Consider the following 19681-nt stretch of genomic DNA (forward strand, 5'->3'; position numbering starts at 1 on the left):
AAGAATAATACTTTCATAAAAAATAGTCAAAATCGATAAAGATTGTTTTGATCGTGACCAAAGTCTTTTTGTTTCAACTCAACTACCCAAAGCCTTTACCACGCCTTCAACAAAATTTCACTTATTAGAAACTATCGTTTTGAAAATACCGATGAAAACTTTCATAAAACATCCATTTATTTTCATTTTATATTAAAAAAATTTTAGCAGATTCTTTAAAACCTTCTGGTTATTTTTGTGTCTATTTATAAGATCTCTTAACTTTTATTAAACAAAAAACTCTGATGTCGTGGCAGCTGATAAGAATCAGCCGCCCACAGAACATCAGAGCAAATCAATGAAATTGATTATTTATTTTTCAAGTTGTAGAATGCTTGCAAGCCTTTGTATTCAGCAACTTCACCAAGTTGGTCTTCGATACGTAGCAATTGGTTGTATTTTGCAATACGGTCAGTACGTGATAGAGAACCAGTTTTGATTTGGCCAGCGTTTGTTGCAACTGCGATATCAGAGATTGTTGAATCTTCTGTTTCACCTGAACGGTGAGAAACGACTGCAGTGTAACCAGCTTCTTTCGCCATTTCGATAGCATTGAATGTTTCAGTCAATGTACCGATTTGGTTAACTTTGATCAGGATTGAGTTACCGATACCGTTTTTGATTCCTTTTTCAAGGATTTCAGTATTTGTAACGAACAAGTCATCCCCTACTAATTGAACTTTGTCGCCTAAGCGTTCAGTTAATAGTTTCCAACCATCCCAGTCGTTTTCATCCATACCGTCTTCGATAGTGATGATTGGGTATTTGTTAACTAATTCTTCTAAGTAGTCAACTTGTTCAGCAGCAGTACGTTTTACGCCGTTTTCGCCTTCAAATTTAGAGTAGTCGTAAACACCGTTTTCGTAGAATTCTGATGATGCACAGTCAAATCCTAGGTATACATCTTTACCTGGTTCTAAACCAGCAGCTTTGATTGCTTCTAAGATTGTTTCAACACCGTCTTCAGTTCCTTCAAAACGAGGAGCGAAACCACCTTCGTCACCTACTGAAGTTTCTAAACCACGTTTAGACAAGATTGATTTCAAAGCGTGGAATACTTCAGTACCCCAACGTAAGCCTTCTTTGAATGTAGGTGCGCCTACAGGCAAGATCATGAATTCTTGGAAAGCGATTGGTGCGTCAGAGTGAGAACCACCGTTGACGATGTTCATCATAGGAGTTGGCAATACTTTTGTATTGAATCCGCCTAAGTAGTGGTATAAAGGTACTTCTAGGTAATCAGCAGCTGCACGAGCAACAGCGATAGAAACACCAAGAATCGCGTTTGCGCCTAATTTGCCTTTGTTAGGAGTTCCGTCTAAAGCGATCATTGCTTTATCGATAGCCATTTGGTCACGTACATCGTAGCCGATGATAGCTTCTGCAATGATGTTATTTACATTGTCAACTGCTTTCGTTACACCTTTACCGCCATAACGAGCTTTGTCGCCATCACGTAATTCAACTGCTTCGTGTTCACCTGTTGAAGCTCCTGAAGGAACCATTCCGCGGCCGAAAGCACCTGATTCTGTGTAGACTTCTACTTCGATAGTTGGGTTACCACGTGAGTCTAAGACTTCGCGTGCGTAAACATCAGTAATAATTGACATGTTTTGTCTCTCCTTTGAGTTTGTTTTATCTTAAGGGGAAAGCCCCTTGCGAACAACTTAATTGTAGTGAAAAAATCACGATTCTGCAAATGTTATTTTCATGAAAATGAAATTATTTTACAGCATCTAATAATGCTAGGAATGAATCAGCTTGCAAGCTTGCGCCGCCAACTAATGCTCCGTCAACATTTTCTTTTGCCATGTATTCAGCAATGTTTTCAGGTTTTACAGAACCTCCGTATTGGATACGCACGCTATCTGAAACTTCTTTGCCGTATAATTTTTCAACGGTTTTGCGGACAACGCCACAAATTTCGTCTGCGATGTTTGCATCCGCTGATTTACCAGTACCGATCGCCCAGATTGGTTCGTACGCAATCACAAGATTACTTACTTGACCGTCTGTTAAACCGTCTAAGCCAGCAGTGATTTGTCCTTCGATCCACTCCGCTGTTTTGCCAGCTTCATAGGTTTCTAAAGATTCACCACAGCATAGGATTGGGATCATGCCGTTTGAAAAGATTGCTTTGGCTTTTTTGTTGATGTCTTCATCTGTCTCATGGAAGTATTCACGACGTTCTGAATGACCAATGATGACATAGTCAACACCTAAATCTGCTAAAGCTGCTGGTGAAGTTTCACCAGTAAAGGCACCTTCATTTTCCCAGTAGCTGTTTTGAGCAGCAATTTTTAATTCTGTTCCTTCAGCAGCATTCACTAATGTTTCTAAGAATAGAGCTGGCGAACCGATCACAGAGTCAACTGTATCGTTGCTAGGAATTTTTGTTTTGACTGCTTCAGCAAATTCTTTTGCTTCTTTCGCAGTTTTGTTCATTTTCCAGTTTCCGGCAATAATTGGTTTGCGCATGTTCTGGCACTCCTTTTCGTTATCAAGCGTGCAAAGGAGATCCTTTGCACGGCTTGTCATTGATTATTTATCGTTGATCGCAGCTAGGCCAGGAAGTGTTTTTCCTTCTAGTAATTCAAGGCTGGCACCGCCACCTGTTGAGATGTGGGTAAATTTGTCAGCAAAACCTAATTGTTCTGCTGCAGCTGCAGAGTCACCGCCACCGATGATCGTTGTTGCATCTTCAAGGTTGGCAATTGCTTCACAAACACCGATCGTACCGTTTGCGAAGTTAGACATTTCAAACACACCCATAGGTCCGTTCCAAACGACTGTTTTTGCGCCTTTTAATGTTTCAGCAAACAAAGCGATAGTTTCAGGTCCGATATCTAAGCCCATTTGTCCTTCAGGAACATCACCAGTATGTTCTTCTGTTGGGACATTATTTGAAAATTCAGCAGCAGTGATTGAATCAACTGGTAATACTAATTTATCGCCAGCTTTTTCGATCAATTCTTTTGCTAATTCTACTTTGTCTGCTTCCACAAGAGAATTACCGATTTCCATGCCTTTTGCTTTGTAGAACGTATACGTCATTCCGCCGCCGATCAAGATTTTGTCTGCTTTAGGAATCAAGTTTTCGATTACGCCGATTTTATCAGATACTTTTGCTCCACCAAGAATCGCGATCATTGGACGTTTTGGTTCTTCGACTGCTTCACCGATGAATTTGATTTCTTTTTCCATTAAGAAACCAGCAACTGTTGGGATACCTGTTGAAGCGATCCCTACGTTTGAAGCGTGTGCGCGGTGTGCGGTACCAAAGGCATCATTTACAAAAACATCGCCTAAAGAAGCCCAGTATTTACCTAGTTCAGGATCGTTTTTGCTTTCTTTTTTGCCATCGATGTCTTCGAAACGAGTGTTTTCAAAAACAACGACATCGCCATCTTGCATGTTGTTGATCGCTGCTTCTAATTTTTCGCCGCGGGTTTCATCCACGAAAGTTACTTCTTTGCCTAACAATTCGCCTAGACGTTTCGCAACTGGCGCTAAAGATTTTCCAGCTTTATCTGCTTCTTCTTTCACACGACCTAAGTGTGAGAAAAGAATTGCTTTTCCACCGTTTTCGATCACGTAATTGATTGTTGGTAATGCTGCTTTGATCCGTGTATCGTCTCCGATCACTCCATCTTTCAATGGAACGTTGAAGTCCACACGTACAAGAACTTTTTTATCTTTTAAATCGATATCTTGAACTGTCATTTTCGCCATGAACAGATTCCTCCTAGCATAATTGTTAAAAAAAGCGGAGAAGCGCGATGCTTCCCCGCTTTCTCTTGCGATGGTTTAAATTAAAGTCGTTCGCAACTCTTATAGGTTAGCGAAGTATTCTAAAGTACGTACTAATTGTGCAGTGTATGACATTTCATTGTCGTACCAAGCAACAGTTTTAACTAATTGTTTGTCGCCAACAGTCATAACTTTTGTTTGAGTTGCATCAAATAATGAACCGTAAGTCATACCAACGATATCAGAAGAAACGATTTCGTCTGTGTTGTAACCGTAAGATTCGTTTGAAGCTTCTTTCATTGCTGCATTGATTTCATCAACAGTTACTTCTTTGTCAAGAACAGTAACTAATTCAGTTAATGAACCAGTTGCAACAGGAACACGTTGAGCAGCACCATCTAATTTGCCGTTCAATTCTGGGATTACTAAGCCGATCGCTTTAGCAGCACCAGTTGAGTTAGGCACGATGTTTGCAGCAGCAGCACGGGCACGGCGGAAGTCACCTTTAGGGTGTGGTCCGTCTAGAGTCATTTGGTCACCTGTGTAAGCGTGGATTGTAGTCATTAATCCTTCAACTACACCAAATTTGTCGTTCAATGTTTTCGCCATAGGAGCTAAACAGTTTGTTGTACATGAAGCACCAGAGATAACTGTTTCTTCACCTGTTAAAGTTTCATGGTTTGTGTTGTAAACGATTGTTGGAACATCGTTTCCACCAGGAGCTGAGATAACTACACGTTTTGCACCAGCTGTTAAATGTTTTTCAGCAGCTGCTTTAGAAGTGAAGAATCCAGTACATTCTAACACGATTTCAACACCTAGTTCGCCCCAAGGCAATTCTTCAGGGTTGCGGTTAGCTAAAACTTTGATTTCGTTTCCGTTCACATTGAATGAACCTTCGTGAACTTCAACTGTACCGTTGAAACGTCCTTGTGTTGTATCATATTTTAACAAGTGAGCTAACATTTTAGCATCTGTTAAGTCATTGATAGCCACAACTTCGATTCCTTCTACTTCTTGGATACGACGAAATGCTAAGCGTCCGATACGTCCAAATCCATTAATACCTACTTTAACTGTCATTTAAGATTTCCTCCTTATGAAAATCATAAAAATATTTATTTTAAAGGGTTGCCCCTTTTAAAATCTCATTTGCGCAAGCTTCATCGGTGATGAGCCAGGTTTGTTTTGGTGCATTTTTCATGTATGCATTGACCGCTTTGGCTTTTGATTGTCCGCCAGCGACCGCAAAAATGATTGGGACTTTTTGCAAATCTTTTAATTGAAGTCCGATGCGAGGAACTTTGTAGACGACCTCGCCAGCTTCGTTAAAGAAATACCCAAAGGATTCTGCAACTGCATTTTTTTGTTTTAACATCAGAATTTCTTGTTCTGACATTTTTCGTCGAGCCGCCATATGCAACGCCCGTCCAATACTATGAATAACACAATTCGCTTGACTTATCAAGTTTAAGACATCAACGATGGCGGGTTCTTTCAAGAGAAACTCGTAGGTGTTCATGCTTAATTGTTCTGGTACAAACAAGGAGCGATAATCGCCGTTTGTCTGCATCGCCATTACTGAGCTGACTGAGTTTGCTTGCACGTTGACTGATTCTCCGATACCGCCACGGGCTGGAACAAACAAGTTATGACGTTTGGCGGTTTCCAAATTGCCCAATTCCTCGGCAACTTTCGCCATTGTCGTCCCTCCCATCACTGCGATGGTGTTTTTGCCTTCTGGCAATAAGAGATCCAACGATTCATTCAGCAACTGGCCAAATTCAGCAATCACTTTCGGTTGTCGATCACCATCGCCGCTCGCAATCAAACAACGTTCGATGCCAAAGGTCTCTGATAATCGTTTTTCGATTTGGTGCATTCCGAACAGCTGATCCATCAGTGCACCGATCTTCGTGTACACTTCTTCTCCATAGGCGGTCAATTGCATGCCGCTTTTTGAAGAGTCGATCAGTTTTAGCTTTTTAAGGATATCTGTTTCCGTCCTCAACACGCGTTCCGTCATTGATAAACTTTCCGAAAGTGTCCGGCGGCCAACGGGCTGCATCCAATAAATATTTCTTAAGATACGGTAACGTTCCTGGAGTACAGCGAGAATATCCGGGGTGATTGCCTCAATCAATTTTAATTCATCGAGCATTTTATATCCTCCCGTTGGACAATTTTCGTCCTACAATGACTTAAAATGACCCATCGATTGCAAAAAAAATTTAAATCTGTTTCCTACACCAATAATAGTAGCACTTATCGCCTTGATACGCAACTATTTCAGTCACAAAATCTTGCTTTTCATAAAATCGTCATAATTTGAAAAAGAGGAAAGGATCGATAAAAAAAGGAAAGGCTTTGCTGCCTTTCCTACTCGTTAATAGTACGTTTTGCTTTACTCGAATCGTTTCCGCTTGGAAGAACCTGGGATATTCATAGCTTCACGATACTTTGCCACCGTTCGTCTGGAAATATCGATGCCCTGGGCTTTGAGGGCATCTGTCAACTTCTGATCTGACAATGGTTTATTTTTGTTTTCTTCATCGATCAGTGCCTTTAGCTGCTGTTTGATCGATGCCGTCGTCAGGTCATCACCGCTTTCTTGTGTCGAAACTTTCTGTCCAAAAAATAGTTTTAATTCAAACACCCCAAAGGAGGTTTCCAAGTATTTCCCGTTGACCGCTCGGCTGACCGTTGATTCATGAATCCCTAATTCTTCGGCAACTTCTCTTAAAACCAATGGCTTTAATGGGCGATCTGGTTGAGTGAAAAACTCCTTTTGCCGTGCAACGATCTGCACCCCGACACGATAGATGGTATCCCCTCGTTGCAGCAAGGTCTTTTTCAGCCACTCGAACTCTTGGGCTTTATTGTCTAAATAACTTAAGACCTCTGGATCACCGCTTTGCTTCAATTGATCAAAATACTGCTGCTGAAAGCGAACCTCTGGCAAGGCGCGTTTGTTTGATTTCACGATCGGCTGTCCTTTTTCAACCGTCACCCGCAGATCAGGAACGATGTAAAGCCCATCGGTCGACCCAAACGCAGCCCCTGGTGTGGGGGTCAATGTTTGAACATAGTCAAAGACCTTTTGGATCTCAGTTAATGGAATCTGCAGCGCTTTGCTGATTTTGTCCCACTTGCGCTCTGCCATTTCCGTAAAAAATTCTTCTAAAATGAGATAGGCCATTGGCGGCGCATAGTCATCTCTTTCCGTTTGCAGCATCAAACACTCTCTTAGATCACGAGCACCGACGCCTGCTGGATCTAGCTGCTGGATCAAGGTCAAGGCATCAAGCATTTGGATTGGGGTCCCACCAACAAGCTTTCCAGCTTCTTCCAGATCAATCGTCAAAAAGCCGTTTAAATCAATGTACTCGACTAAAAATAAAACGATCGTCCGCAAGAAGGTATCTCGGTAGTTTAAATGCACTTGATCAATGAGGTATTCGAATAAAGACGTATGCTGGTCAGGGATCTGGCTTAAATAATCCATCAATTGTTCTGATGAGCCATTGCTTTTGCTTGGTGTGATGGGCGAATCATATTCCCCCAGATCAATCAATGGATTTTCTAATGCTTGGTTATCTATGAAGGACAATAATTCGTCTGCAGAAAATTGCAACACTTGGATCGATTGCTGTAATTTCTGCGTCATAGCAAGCTTTTGCGTCTGTTTTTGTTGTTGTGAAAATTGCTGTTGAAATTTCATCATTCTACCTCTTGTTTTTTTCACTGAAATTGGTTAAACTAATATTTGTGCTTCGCGCCTTTAGTGTAGTGGATATCACGTAAGATTCCGGTTCTTGAGACGGGGGTTCGATTCCCTCAAGGCGCGTTTTTTCTTTTCGTTACAAGTATACTCGATTCAAATCAATAATTCAAAAGCACTTAGGGACCGCTGATGCGGTTCCTTTTTTTATTTGTATCTATGTAAGAAGGCGAACTCGTCCTTCAACGATTAAAAGCTGCTTGCAGCCATAAGGCGAAAAAAAGAAGAGGATTACTCCTCTTCTTCCTCTTCATCCGCAAAATCATCTTCATCATCGTCATCGATAATGGTTAGATCTTCCTCAATGCTGTCAGGTAATTCTTCTTCATCATCGGTGCTATTGTCGGCGCCGATTTCTTGCAAGTCTGAATTGTATGCCGAGATTTCTTCATCCTCGTCATCATCATCATCAAAGAGATCATCTTCTTCGTCATCTGACAAATCAGTATCCTCAGGATCATCATCGTTATAATCGATTGCGTCTTCATCATCGTTGATAAAGGCATTGACTTTTTTACGTTTGCGACGACGTGGTGTATCTTCATCCTCGTCTTCGATGCCATGGTTGACTTCTTCATCGATCGAATCAATGGCGTACCATGAACGTAAGCCCCAACGATTGTCGCCTAAAGAAATAAAACTACCGTCGATATTCAAGTCTGTATAAAACTGCGCCAATGAATCACGAATCTCGCTGTCTGAAGTTTCAAGATAGTTTTGAATTTGGTTGACCAAATCAGAAAAATCCATCACGTCACCGCGCTGCTCTAAAATCGCATGGGCAACTTCAATCATCGACAATTCGTTTTTATTTACACCTTCAAATACATTAATTTCCAAACGGGACACGTCCTTTCACAGTCTACTCCTAATCATACAAAATTACGTCTCAAATTGCAATTTTTTCTTTCAATTTCCCTTTGATCAAGCGGTAAATTCTAAAGATAGTTTGTATTCGCCGACTTTGTCAGCAGCCATGAACAAGTCATAATCGATATCGATCTTTCCCGAATATGGACGGTCTTTCAAGCTAACGTGCAAGTGATTGGTGAAGGTGTGGAACATCATCAAGCCATACGGGGTTTGGTAGCTCGTCTCTAAACGTTCCTTATAAGAAAATTTCAAGCGCATGCGCATTTCCCCTGAGCGAATCAATTGAATCAATCCGTCTGGCATGATTTTCATCGTGACGGGAACGTCGGTGCCGTCTGGCTGGATCTCTTTGTAACGGATATATAAGGTATCACCGATCTTGACCGCTTGTCCTTGCAGATCAAACAGAAAGTTCTCTGTTTCCCCTGCTTGACGTACATTGGTTGTTAAATGAATCGAGATTGGGATTCCTTTTGATAATTCTTGCATGTACGTGTGCCTCCTTTGAAGATTTCAGTTTCATTCTTGCTTTTTTTCATTCGTTTGTCAATCATTTCAGTTGATTCTCCTTGGTCTATTTCTTCATTGAAAATAAAAAAGCGAAAACAAAAGCAAGTTTTCATTCTTTTCTCCAAGTAATTTTCCAAGAATCGTATATAATAAGGATAACAGGTATTTTTAAAGGAGTTTAACCGATTTGACTATCTATATAATGGATCAAACCTTACCACGTATCCACAATCCTTATGAGCCGTTTGCTTTCACCGATGTTGCCACCGAAGCTGCTGGCAAACTTGAACAAGTTTATTGTCATTTTTGGCAGTTGTCCGATACGATGATTTTAGGAATGAAAGATACCCGGCTGCCTTTTTTGATAGATGGTCTGCAGGTTTTGAAAGAAGCTGGCTATGCCTCGATCATCCGCAACTCAGGCGGGCTTGGGGTCATCAATGATGCCGGTATTTTGAATGTCTCCCTCATTTTCCCTAAACATTTGGCTGCCACTACGGATGCAGCCTATGAAATGATGGCGACATTGTTGCAAACAGCCTTTCCTGAGCGGACAATTTTGGCTTATGAAATTGCTGACTCGTACTGCCCAGGCACCTATGACCTGAGTATTGACGGAAAAAAAATTGCTGGCACAGCACAACGACGGATCAAAGACGGCGTGGCTGTCATGATGTATCTGAGCATCAATGGCGACCAACCAGCCCGCGGCTCTCTCGTTCGTCGTTTTTACCAAGCAGGTTTAAAAGAGCGCTTTGGTACGGATGGCTATCCAGCCGTCAATCCTGCGAGCATGACCACTTTAGAAGCGGCTCTCGGCCGTAAGTTTACCACACAAGAGGTGATTGACCGCTTGCAAAAAGCCCTGCTTTTCTTGATCACAGACCAATCCCTATATCCGCTTGAGTCACTGGATCAATGGCTTTCAGAAAATAACCTTAGCGAACAAATGCAGCAACGCTTAGCTGGCATGGAAAAGCGAAATCACCCAATAAAGGAGTTTAGCGATGAGTCTACCATATAAATATCAAACCTTAGCGATAGAAAAAGTGTTTCGTGACCCTGTTCACAATTATGTCCATGTGCAGCACCAAGTGATTTTAGACTTGATCAATTCCAAAGAAGTGCAGCGTTTGCGACGAATCAAACAACTAGGGACTGCTTCTTTCACCTTTCACGGAGCAGAACACAGCCGCTTTTCTCACTCCTTGGGGGTTTATGAAATCAGCCGCCGCATTTGCGATATTTTCCAACGCAATTATTCGATTGAAAAAGTTGGACCGAACGGCTGGGATGATAAGGAGCGTTTAGTGACCTTGTGTGCAGCATTGCTTCATGATGTGGGCCATGGTCCATACTCCCACACCTTTGAGCATATTTTCCATACAGACCATGAAGCCATCACAGTGGCGATCATCACTTCTCCTGAAACGGAAGTTCATCAGATATTGAACCGAGTGGAGGCTGGATTTCCTGAGAAAGTGGCAAGTGTTATCACTAAAACCTATCCAAATCCCCAAGTCGTTCAAATGATTTCCAGTCAAATCGATGCTGATCGGATGGACTACTTGCTGCGCGATGCTTATTTTACCGGCACTGAATACGGCACATTTGATCTGACCAGAATTTTACGAGTGATTCGTCCGTACGAAGGCGGTATTGCTTTTTCTATGAATGGCATGCACGCTGTGGAGGACTACATCGTCAGTCGTTACCAAATGTATGTGCAAGTTTATTTCCATGCGAGTTCTCGAGGGATGGAAGTGATCTTAGCCCATTTGCTGGATCGTGCTGCAGAACTTTATCAAGTGGATCAGGAAATGTTTCAAAGCCATTCGCAACTGCTTCTCCCGTTTTTAAAACAAGAATTCACTTTAGATGAATACTTGAAACTCGACGATGGCGTGTTGAATACCTACTTTACCCAATGGACGGAAGAGAATGATCCGATCCTCAGCGATTTAGCCAAGCGGTTCTTAAATCGTAAACCGTTGAAATCCGCTCGCTTTGACGATGAGACGCAGTTGCCGATGATTGAAGAAATGCAGGGACTGGTGGAAAAAGTCGGCTTCAATCCCCGCTACTATACTGCCATCAATTCAAGCTTTGATCTGCCTTATGATTTTTATCGACCAACTTCTGGTAAGCATCGGACACAGATCGAATTACAGGAAAAAGATGGTTCCCTTGTAGAATTATCCCAAGCCAGTCAACTTGTTGCAGCCTTAGCAGGACAAACCCAAGGTGACCAACGCTTTTATTTTCCAAAAGAAATGATTGACCCCAACATCCAAAATCACTATGATTTATTTGGAGAGACGTATCAAGAGTTTGCCAAGCACATTCGCAATGGTGCTTTGATCAAACCAAGCCACTAGGAGGAACTTATGAGTATCAAACTGATCGCCATCGATATCGATGGTACCCTGCTGAACAACGACCGCAAGATCACTCCAGCAGTTTACAAAGCATTAAAAGACGCAGAAGCACAAGGCGTGCGCATCGTTTTGTGTACGGGACGCCCCTTAACTGGTGTCCAAGATTTATTGAAGGAACTAGACTTATTTACGGACAATGATTTCGTGATTACCTACAATGGCTCTTTGGTTCAAAAAACCAAAAATCAAGAGATCATCTCTGAATTCGGCTTGTCCCAAGATGACTATCTCTTTGTTGAGATGACTGCGAGAAAATTAGGGGTTCACCTTCATGTAGAAACTGAGGATACCATGTATACCGCTAACCGCGATATCAGTCCTTACACGATTTATGAAGCCTTCTTAGTCAACATGCCATTGAAATATCGGACACCAGAAGAAATGACTGCTGACTTGAATATCATCAAAATGATGATGATCGATGATCCCGCAATACTGGATCAGATCATCCCACAATTGCCGAGCAGTTTGACCGACAACTACAATGTGGTCAAAAGTGCTCCTTACTTCTTGGAAGTCCTAAATAAACAAGCCCATAAAGGAGCTGCTGTCAAAAAATTGGCGGAGCACTTAGGCATCAAACAAGAAGAAGTCATGGCGATCGGCGATAATGAAAATGATTTAACCATGGTGGAATATGCTGGTATCGGTGTGGCGATGGCCAATGCTACTGAAAACGTGAAAAATGCCGCTGATGTCCTCACCGCTTCAAATGAAGAAGACGGTGTAGCAGAAGTGATCAACAAGTATGTTTTAACAAATAACTAAGTGCAAAAAAAGTCAGGTTTCCTTTTTATCGGAAGCCTGACTTTTTTATTTTGCCACCCACTGTTCAACTGCCCATTTATGGCTGCCGCGTTTCAATCGTTGGATCGCTTCTTCTGGCGTGTGCCAAGACAATTGATTGGTTTCTTCTGTCGGTTCGCAAACTTTTTTCCACTGTGTCATTAAATAGAAATAGCCCGGGTGATGGTAAAATGTATCGCGATGGCGCGAATAGAAGTATTCAACTGCCTCCCCTAGATACTCAGCAATCTCCCCTTCAAATCCAAGTTCTTCAATCAATTCTCGTTGGATCGCTTCTTCTTTGCTTTCATTTGGTTCAATTTCACCACCGGGCAAAAAGTATGCGCCGTTGGGTGCTTGCACCAAGATCACTTCATTTTTTTCGTTTGGAAGAACGACATACGCCCCATATCTTGATTTGTATGGTTTCCCCGCTTCTTTTTCCCCGAACACAATTTCCTTTTCTGGCATGATTCCCTCCACCAACACTTTCTTTCCATTTTACCCTATGCCAATAGTCTGGACAAGCTGGAAATAACGCTCGGTTGTCTTTTATTCGTTACAAAAAGAGAAAATATGTTATCATACAACTATCAAGATCGAAAGGATGATTTACCCATGAAAATGGCTCACACATGTGTCCGCGTCAAAGACTTAACGGCTTCTCTAGATTTTTATCAAACTGCCTTTGGTTTTGAAGAATCTCGCCGTCGTGATTTTCCTGAACATAAATTTACTTTGGTTTACTTAACTTTGCCTGGTGATGATTACGAGCTAGAGTTGACCTATAACTATGACCATCCTGGCTATGAGTTAGGCGACGGCTATGGCCATATCGCCATCAGTACCGATGATCTAGAAGCGCTTCATGAGAAGCACCAAGCGGCTGGATTTGATGTCACTGATCTGAAAGGACTCCCAGGAACTTCTCCTTCTTACTATTTTGTGAAAGATCCTGATGGCTACAAAATCGAAGTTATTCGCGAAAAATAAAGCGAAGGTGATCGAAAAAAGGACCTCGTGTCCTTTTTTCTTTTTCGATCCATTTACTAGTAGAAAGGTTTGATCAAATGAAGCCTATTATCGGCATCGCTGCTAATGAACGACCAATGATTGAAGAAGCAGAACATTGGTTGTCCTATACACCCAAAAATTTTGTGACCCATATCCAACAAGCCCAAGGCATCCCCCTATTATTACCAATGGGTGTCGTGGAAGATGCTGCAACTTACATCAGCAAAATCGATAAACTCTTGTTAGCCGGTGGTCATGATGTCTCCCCTGTTCACTATGGCGAAGATCCTCATCCATTGATTCAAGGCATTCATCCTGAACGTGATGTCTTTGAATTGGCATTGATCAAAGAAGCAGTGGCTCAAAACAAACCGATCTTTGGCATCTGCCGCGGCATGCAGTTACTCAATGTCGCATTTGGTGGGAGTTTGTACCAAGATCTCTCTTTGATCGATCACCCAACGATCAAACACGTGCAATTGCCGACGTTCTTTCAATTCCCTACACATCGGGTAAAAATCAAGGCAGACAGTCGTTTGGCTGCTCTTTTAGGCACAACCTATCACGTCAATTCTTTTCATCACCAAGCAGTCAAAACCGTTGCGGATGATTTCAACGTGATTGCCACCGCTCCTGATGGTGTCGTTGAAGCCATTGAATCCACCGCCTATGGCGCACCGATCTTAGGCATTCAGTGGCATCCTGAGCTAGCCGCTCACAAGCTGCCTTCTGAGCAATCGATCTTCAACTTTTTTGTGCAGGAATTCTAAAGGCTTGCATCTTGTTTCTAGATTTTAGCGAATAAAAAACGCCCGATCACGAAAAGGATCGGGCGTTTTGCTTATTTTTCGTTTTTCATTAACACTAATGATTGTTTCAACGTTGCTAAAATGCCATTGTCGTTATAGATCAAGACATTTGATTTGTACATTTTTGCAGAAACCAGCATCAGGATGATCGTGGTAACAGCAAGGATCCCTACTGAAATCAATGCACCGCCGATACCCACTGTATCATTAGCAAGCCGTACTGGCATAATGAAGGAAGATAAAAATGGTACATAGGAAGTTACTCGCAAGACCACGTTATGAGGATCCATACCGCCTAGCACGATTCCAAGCATATACCCGCCCAATGAAAGATACGTCACTGGAATGATGGCCTTCGCCGTATCTTCTGCTTTGTTCACTAACGACCCGCAAAGGGCTGACAAGACCGAGTAGATCAAAATTCCTAAGAAGACGAAAACGATCGCAAACACCAGGAAGGGACCAAAAATGCCATCTGTCGAAAAGTTTGCCAACAAGTCTTTTACCATTGGGTTATCCTTGATCCAGAAATAACTCCCGCCAAAAATCGCAACATAAGCAACTAGCTGGGTCGCTGCAACCATGATTACACCAGTCAATTTGGCATAGTAATGGATTTGCGCCCGTGTACTAGACAAAATGACTTCCATGATGCGTGTGCCTTTTTCAGAGGCGATCTCTTGTGCAATGATCTGTGCGTAAGTAATGATAAAGAAAAAGAGGATGATTGTTGCGATCATACTTACTAGTGATTGCATCGCGGTATTGTCTTCCCCATAAGTCATTTCGCCATCTTCACCGAAGGATACTTTTTGACGATCAAGTGGTGCGACTTCACTAAGGACTGCCACTTGCTCAGCAGTCAAGCCAAGCTCACTAGCTCTATAGGAAGACTGCAAACTCGTCAATAACTGTTGGATCGTCAGCTCTAAAGCTTGCCCCATCGAGGACTCGCTTAATAATTCCCCTTGCAGCGTATCCCCAGAAGCAGTAATAAGTAACAAAGCATCAGCATCTTTGTCTGCCATCTGTTGCTGCCCTTGTTCTTCGCTGTCAACAATTTCAAATTTAAAATCATCGCCGCTTTGGTCCACAAAGGTCTGCGCAATGGCTGGTTCATTCGCATAAACGGCAATTTTGTCGACACTGTTCATACCATCAGCAAAATAACCAATGAGATAAAATGCCCCCGTTGCAATAAATGGCCCGAGAATCATAATCAAAAACGAAATTGATTTGATATTTTTTTTATAAACATCTAATGCGATTACCCAAAACTTACTCATTTATTTTTCCCGCCTTCCGCTTAAAGATTTCTTCTAACGTTGGCGGTTGTTGATTGAACATAGGGATATAACCATCCGCCGTTGCTAAATCAAATAAGGTTTTTCCTACTGCAGGATCAGCGATCGTAATATCATAGCTGCCATCTTCTCTGGCAAGAACTTCCTCGACACCTGCCACTGCCAAGAGCTGTTCTTTCGTCAAGTTGGATTCTAAATAGACTTTCGTCCGCCCAAAGGATTCACGAATTTCATGAACTTTTCCGTTTAAGACGGTTTGACCATCCCGCAGCATAATCAAGTGATCGCAGATTTTTTCCACATTATCCATATTATGACTGGAGAAAATGACACATGAGCCATTTTTTTTCAGTTCAATGATCCCATTTTTCAACAGTTCTGCATTGACAGGGTCTAACCCACTAAATGGTTCATCTAAAATCACCAACTTTGGTTCATGGATCAACGTTGAAATCAGCTGAACTTTTTGCTGATTTCCTTTTGATAGCGATTTGACTTTATCTGTTTTCTTGCCTTTGACTTTAAATTTGTCCATCCAATAGTCGATTTTTGGTACGATGTCTTCTTTCTTCTTGCCTCGTAACCGCGCGAAATAGATCAATTGATCTTCAATCGTTACTTTTGGAAACAAGCCGCGTTCTTCTGGCAGATAGCCGATAATATTGTATTCTTTTTCACTAATTTTATGGCCATCCCACAATACTTCCCCTTGATCGGCTTTCAAGAAATCCAAGATCAATCGGAATGTCGTCGTTTTACCAGCACCATTTTGACCAATCAAGCCCATGATCTGTCCATCATTGATGGTAAAGGACAATTGATCGACTGCTGTATAATCGCCAAATGTTTTTACTAATTGTTTTGCTTCTAACACATGCTCACCTTCCCTATCTAATAAAATATATCACTAAAGAAAAAGCCGATAACGGCGCCAATGATCGCTCCGACAAACATCAAGATGACGGTATCGCGGATCACTCGTTGACGCTTCGCCAGTTTCTCTGGTTCATTGTAATAACTTGCTCGATTTTTATATAAGAATTTCATCAGGATCGTGGTCAATCCTACCCCAATCGGGATAAACACCAACCCCGTAATCAAACCTAGTCCAAAGGACCAAAATGGATTTGTGCGAATATTGAAATAACGGATCAGAAAATAAATTGCTGCTAATATCACTAAACTGATCACCGAAAGTAGAATCGATTTTTTCATTAAATACCGTGTTTCATTATCGATCCGTTCTTGATAGCTTTCTTGGTCACTGAAAATCGCTGGTGTGTCAGGAGACGCTTTAAAATAAAAATAGCGATCTTTATAATTGCTGATATAAGTCCAGCCTCCTGCTTGATACATCGCTAAGTAATCAACGATCTCAGAGGGCTCTCCTTCGAAAAAGTCTACTGCATATTTGGTCGTTTCTGGGTCTCCTTTGATAAACTTCAAAAACCCTAACCGATTCATCTTCACAAAGTGCCACCCTAACGACGCTTGTTTTTGCAGACGAACCATTTCCTTTTCTGGGTAATAGGCTACACCAAGTGAAAGAAGGTATTTCTTATTGATGCCCATCTTGCTCTCCCCCTAACGCTTCGAAAACCTGTTCTCCGATTTGATAAAATAATTTGCGTCGTTGAATATCTTTCTCCAGAACTTGTCTTCCTTCTGGTGTAATCTGATAGATTTTTTTTCGGTCAACGCTCTCCTCTAAATCGATCCACCCCTTTTTCGTCAGCTTCTTTAAAATCGTATACATCGTTGCGGGACCAATCTCAAACGTCCCTTGGCTCAGCTCATGGATCTGTTTCATGATGAGATACCCATGTTTCGGCTTTAAAAGCGCTAATAAAATCAAATAGGTTGAATCTGTCAATGCCTCATCCATTTGATTCCTCCGTCCCACTAGCTATATCACTTAATGATATATTATCGAATGATATAACCAGCGTCAATCTTTTTTTGAAAAATAAAAGCCGTCTCCACTAGGGGAAACGACTTTTTGAACATTAGTTAGCAATTTTGACAGGCGTATTATAAGGGATGTTATAGTAAAACCATTTGGCATCTGGGACTGCTAAACGAATGCAGCCATGAGAAGCCCGAGTGCCTAATTTTCGTCCTTCAACAGAACTAAAAGCATTAGTGGACCAAGCAATGCTCGTTGGGATCGTATGGAATAAATAGACGCCGTGATCTTTAAAGGAACGGTAGTAAGCGGCTCCTGAAAAAGCTAAGCCTTTTTCTGCTTGGATACGGAAATTCCCTAAAGGTGTTGGCGTATTGAAGGCACCGGTCGAGCAAAGCATCGTATAAATCACTTTATTTCCTGATTTGATGTAGACCCGCTGTTTGCTGATAGATACTTCAATGTTTAAGTTTTTAACGTTTAATGAAGGATATTTCCCTCCTGTAGTATACATCCAAAAGTTGCTATTTACATTTGTGGTTTGATTTTCTTTGACCCAACCGATTCGACCAGCTGGCGAAACGAGATACAAGTAATTGCCATCACTCGTTTTTGCTAGTTTGGTCGCTTGTGCCATATAGCCTTTGTAGGCACTCTTTTTCCCAAGTTTGGCACTATTTGGATCGGCTTTTTCAAAGAAATTGCCATCCCCATTCTTGACGACCACGTAGCGACTAATGTTGCTTTGAGAAGTGATCGTATGGGCATTGGTCACCCCACTTGCATTGATGTAGCCTAACCATTTGTTGTTGAGATAGAGGGAGTAGTAGGTGGAGCCGTTGAAATGTAAAAATTTCCCTTTAACTTGTATATTTTTATTCACATATTGTTCAGCAGTACCCAATTTTTTTGTGAAATTCAAATGTTGCCATATGATATCATTTTTATTTTTGATACGAATAGTTTTCTTTTCACTCTGCCAGACTCCTCCTTTTGTATTGGCTAACGTTACAGCTTTTTCATCAATATAGCCCATCCATTTGTCATGTGAGTCATAGATTGTCAGATAAGTTGTGCCATTAAAATGAGTATATTTCCCTTTGGCTAAATAGGTTTTATAATAAAAATTACTTGTATTATATTTTTGGCTTTTTAAATTAAAACTTCCCAACATAGTCATATTTTTTTTAGTCAGAGAAACATACTTGCCATAATTTTCATAGGCACCTTGAGCCCCATCTCTAAGTTTTACATTAGTTTCACAAATATAACCCATCCAATTATTTTTATTGTCAAAAATGGAATAGTAAACGAAACCATTCAGGTGGTGAAAGCTTCCCTTAACCTTATACGTTTTACCTTTTAACTTAGTTGTATTTCCTCTAGTTTTTCTTGTCAAAAAATTTTGCCATAGTGTAGACTTACTGTTAGTAATAGTCGCATATTTTGATTCAGCACGCCACACACCCCCAGGAGTTGTCGCTAACTTAACGCCAGTAGCTTTTATCCAACCGATGAGAACATTTTTATTTGAATACAATGCGTAATAGACCACGTTATTATTCGTCGTGAATACTTCTTTGATTTCAAAGGTTTGACCAGCAATGCTTGAAGAAGTGCTCGTTTTTTTATCTAAAAACACATCTTGCCAAAGCGGTTCTTTCGCACTTGTAACGGTTGCATATTTTTTCTCGATTTTGAAGGTTCCGCTGGCAACTTTCACTGCTGCTTCTGCTACGACACCGACAACCTTTTGATCGTCACGAATTTCAAGATAGGTCCGCTTATCGACACCTTGATACCGTTTGACACTACGGTATACCTTGCCAGCTAATTCATTGATCGTTCCTTGCTCGATCAATTGATCCTTCTCTAAACGGTAAAGGATGTTTTGCGTTTCAGGATTGGCTGCTGCAACCGGATTGATTTTTACATATTGGTTTTTATCTGCAATTGATTCAACATCAATGATCCCTAGGTCTGGTTCTTCAAAAGATTCTTCTGTCGATTGAGTAGATGAATCTTGTGTGGTCTCGGTCTGACTGGTCTCAGTTGCAGCCGTGCTAGTACTTGACGTTGTTTCTGATGAAGAGGTAGACGTTGATGAAGACTCAGTTGCCGTGCTTGACTCTGTACTCTCTGTGCTTGCCTCTTGAGATGATGCTGCGCTCTCTTCTGAGAAACTTTCTGACGTCGTCTCCTGTGCTGTCGGATCCCCTTCATTTGCTGCATAAACTTGTGTGATCGTTCCTGCGATGGGTGCGACCAGTACCCCAACAATCGCAACGCCTTGAAGCAACCCACGTTTCAACTTTTTCATTTTTATTCCCCCTTTAAGACTATTTTGGTATCACTTTCTTACTATATTAACAAGATATTTTTTAGTGCCACTACCCACTTTAAGTATACCACTGCCTAATAGAAAATTTGAAAAAAACGTCCCCAAAATAAAAAAAGCAATAGCCACTTTC

Annotated in this window: 19 protein-coding genes and 1 tRNA gene; 6 read left to right on the forward strand and 14 right to left on the reverse strand. The window is 41.4% G+C overall.

From position 1 onward, the window contains the following. Window positions 1-347: 347 nt before the first annotated feature. From eno to rpoN, 6 genes are all read right to left on the reverse strand, one after another. A complete protein-coding gene (gene eno / locus QN079_RS12685) occupies window positions 348-1649 on the reverse strand; it encodes a surface-displayed alpha-enolase (protein WP_005228686.1) in 1302 nt (433 codons plus the stop codon). Window positions 1650-1761: 112 nt separating this feature from the next. Continuing rightward, window positions 1762-2517, reverse strand: coding sequence for a triose-phosphate isomerase (gene tpiA / locus QN079_RS12690; protein WP_010749804.1), 756 nt, complete (start codon window positions 2515-2517; stop codon window positions 1762-1764). 63 nt (window positions 2518-2580) lie between these two features. Then, window positions 2581-3771, reverse strand: a complete 1191-nt coding sequence (locus QN079_RS12695; RefSeq protein WP_289229871.1) for a phosphoglycerate kinase — start codon at window positions 3769-3771, stop codon at window positions 2581-2583. Between the two features lie 99 nt (window positions 3772-3870). Next, a complete protein-coding gene (gene gap, locus QN079_RS12700) occupies window positions 3871-4872 on the reverse strand; it encodes a type I glyceraldehyde-3-phosphate dehydrogenase (protein ID WP_005228677.1) in 1002 nt (333 codons plus the stop codon). 40 nt (window positions 4873-4912) lie between these two features. Beyond that, window positions 4913-5950, reverse strand: coding sequence for a sugar-binding transcriptional regulator (locus tag QN079_RS12705; protein ID WP_005228675.1), 1038 nt, complete (start codon window positions 5948-5950; stop codon window positions 4913-4915). A gap of 243 nt (window positions 5951-6193) precedes the next feature. Continuing rightward, complete coding sequence (rpoN, locus tag QN079_RS12710) at window positions 6194-7513, reverse strand: RNA polymerase factor sigma-54 (RefSeq protein ID WP_176323943.1); 1320 nt, start codon at window positions 7511-7513, stop codon at window positions 6194-6196. A 51-nt stretch (window positions 7514-7564) separates the two neighbouring features. Here rpoN and QN079_RS12715 point away from each other — a divergent pair. Continuing rightward, window positions 7565-7636 (forward strand) — tRNA-Arg (locus QN079_RS12715). 165 nt (window positions 7637-7801) lie between these two features. Here QN079_RS12715 and rpoE read toward each other — a convergent pair. Further along, window positions 7802-8410: a DNA-directed RNA polymerase subunit delta gene (gene rpoE / locus QN079_RS12720; RefSeq protein WP_005234347.1), complete on the reverse strand. Its 609-nt coding sequence runs from the start codon at window positions 8408-8410 to the stop codon at window positions 7802-7804. Window positions 8411-8494: 84 nt separating this feature from the next. Further along, on the reverse strand, window positions 8495-8932 hold the full coding sequence (locus tag QN079_RS12725; RefSeq protein WP_005228669.1) for a YwiB family protein: 438 nt from the start codon (window positions 8930-8932) through the stop codon (window positions 8495-8497). A gap of 223 nt (window positions 8933-9155) precedes the next feature. On the opposite strand from QN079_RS12725, the gene QN079_RS12730 reads away from it, so the two are divergent. Genes QN079_RS12730 through yidA form a run of 3 tightly spaced genes read left to right on the forward strand, consistent with a single transcriptional unit; the run spans window position 9156 to window position 12159 of the window. Continuing rightward, window positions 9156-9977 carry a lipoate--protein ligase family protein gene (locus tag QN079_RS12730; RefSeq protein WP_502875154.1) on the forward strand — a complete coding sequence of 274 codons (822 nt, stop codon included), beginning with the start codon at window positions 9156-9158 and terminating at the stop codon, window positions 9975-9977. After that, window positions 9961-11331 carry an HD domain-containing protein gene (locus QN079_RS12735; RefSeq protein WP_010749809.1) on the forward strand — a complete coding sequence of 457 codons (1371 nt, stop codon included), beginning with the start codon at window positions 9961-9963 and terminating at the stop codon, window positions 11329-11331. Before QN079_RS12730 ends, QN079_RS12735 begins: the two co-directional genes overlap by 17 nt. A 9-nt stretch (window positions 11332-11340) precedes the next feature. Continuing rightward, entirely contained in the window at window positions 11341-12159 is an 819-nt protein-coding gene (yidA, locus tag QN079_RS12740) for a sugar-phosphatase (RefSeq protein ID WP_005228663.1), read from the forward strand. Between the two features lie 45 nt (window positions 12160-12204). Here yidA and QN079_RS12745 read toward each other — a convergent pair whose 3' ends face one another. Further along, a complete protein-coding gene (locus QN079_RS12745) occupies window positions 12205-12648 on the reverse strand; it encodes an NUDIX hydrolase (RefSeq protein WP_289229873.1) in 444 nt (147 codons plus the stop codon). A gap of 147 nt (window positions 12649-12795) precedes the next feature. Between QN079_RS12745 and gloA the strand changes: the two genes are divergently transcribed. Both gloA and QN079_RS12755 read left to right on the forward strand, forming a co-directional pair. Continuing rightward, complete coding sequence (gloA, locus tag QN079_RS12750) at window positions 12796-13170, forward strand: lactoylglutathione lyase (protein ID WP_005228659.1); 375 nt, start codon at window positions 12796-12798, stop codon at window positions 13168-13170. 77 nt (window positions 13171-13247) lie between these two features. Further along, on the forward strand, window positions 13248-13961 hold the full coding sequence (locus tag QN079_RS12755) for a gamma-glutamyl-gamma-aminobutyrate hydrolase family protein (protein WP_289229874.1): 714 nt from the start codon (window positions 13248-13250) through the stop codon (window positions 13959-13961). Between the two features lie 71 nt (window positions 13962-14032). Here QN079_RS12755 and QN079_RS12760 read toward each other — a convergent pair whose 3' ends face one another. From QN079_RS12760 to QN079_RS12780, 5 genes are all read right to left on the reverse strand, one after another. After that, the gene (locus QN079_RS12760; RefSeq protein WP_289229875.1) at window positions 14033-15286 is read right to left on the reverse strand and encodes an ABC transporter permease; all 1254 of its coding nucleotides are present in this window, start codon (window positions 15284-15286) and stop codon (window positions 14033-14035) included. Then, on the reverse strand, window positions 15279-16178 hold the full coding sequence (locus QN079_RS12765; RefSeq protein WP_005228654.1) for an ABC transporter ATP-binding protein: 900 nt from the start codon (window positions 16176-16178) through the stop codon (window positions 15279-15281). Before QN079_RS12765 ends, QN079_RS12760 begins: the two co-directional genes overlap by 8 nt. Window positions 16179-16195: 17 nt before the next feature. Continuing rightward, window positions 16196-16876 carry a DUF2812 domain-containing protein gene (locus tag QN079_RS12770; RefSeq protein WP_010749814.1) on the reverse strand — a complete coding sequence of 227 codons (681 nt, stop codon included), beginning with the start codon at window positions 16874-16876 and terminating at the stop codon, window positions 16196-16198. Next, entirely contained in the window at window positions 16863-17189 is a 327-nt protein-coding gene (locus QN079_RS12775; protein WP_015510192.1) for a PadR family transcriptional regulator, read from the reverse strand. The genes QN079_RS12770 and QN079_RS12775 overlap by 14 nt, the downstream gene beginning before the upstream one ends. Window positions 17190-17310: 121 nt before the next feature. Further along, complete coding sequence (locus tag QN079_RS12780; RefSeq protein WP_289229876.1) at window positions 17311-19530, reverse strand: L,D-transpeptidase family protein; 2220 nt, start codon at window positions 19528-19530, stop codon at window positions 17311-17313. Window positions 19531-19681: the final 151 nt, after the last annotated feature.

This window comes from Enterococcus sp. FZMF (genome assembly GCF_030263915.1).
Classification (GTDB): Bacteria; Bacillota; Bacilli; order Lactobacillales; family Enterococcaceae; genus Enterococcus_D; species Enterococcus_D casseliflavus.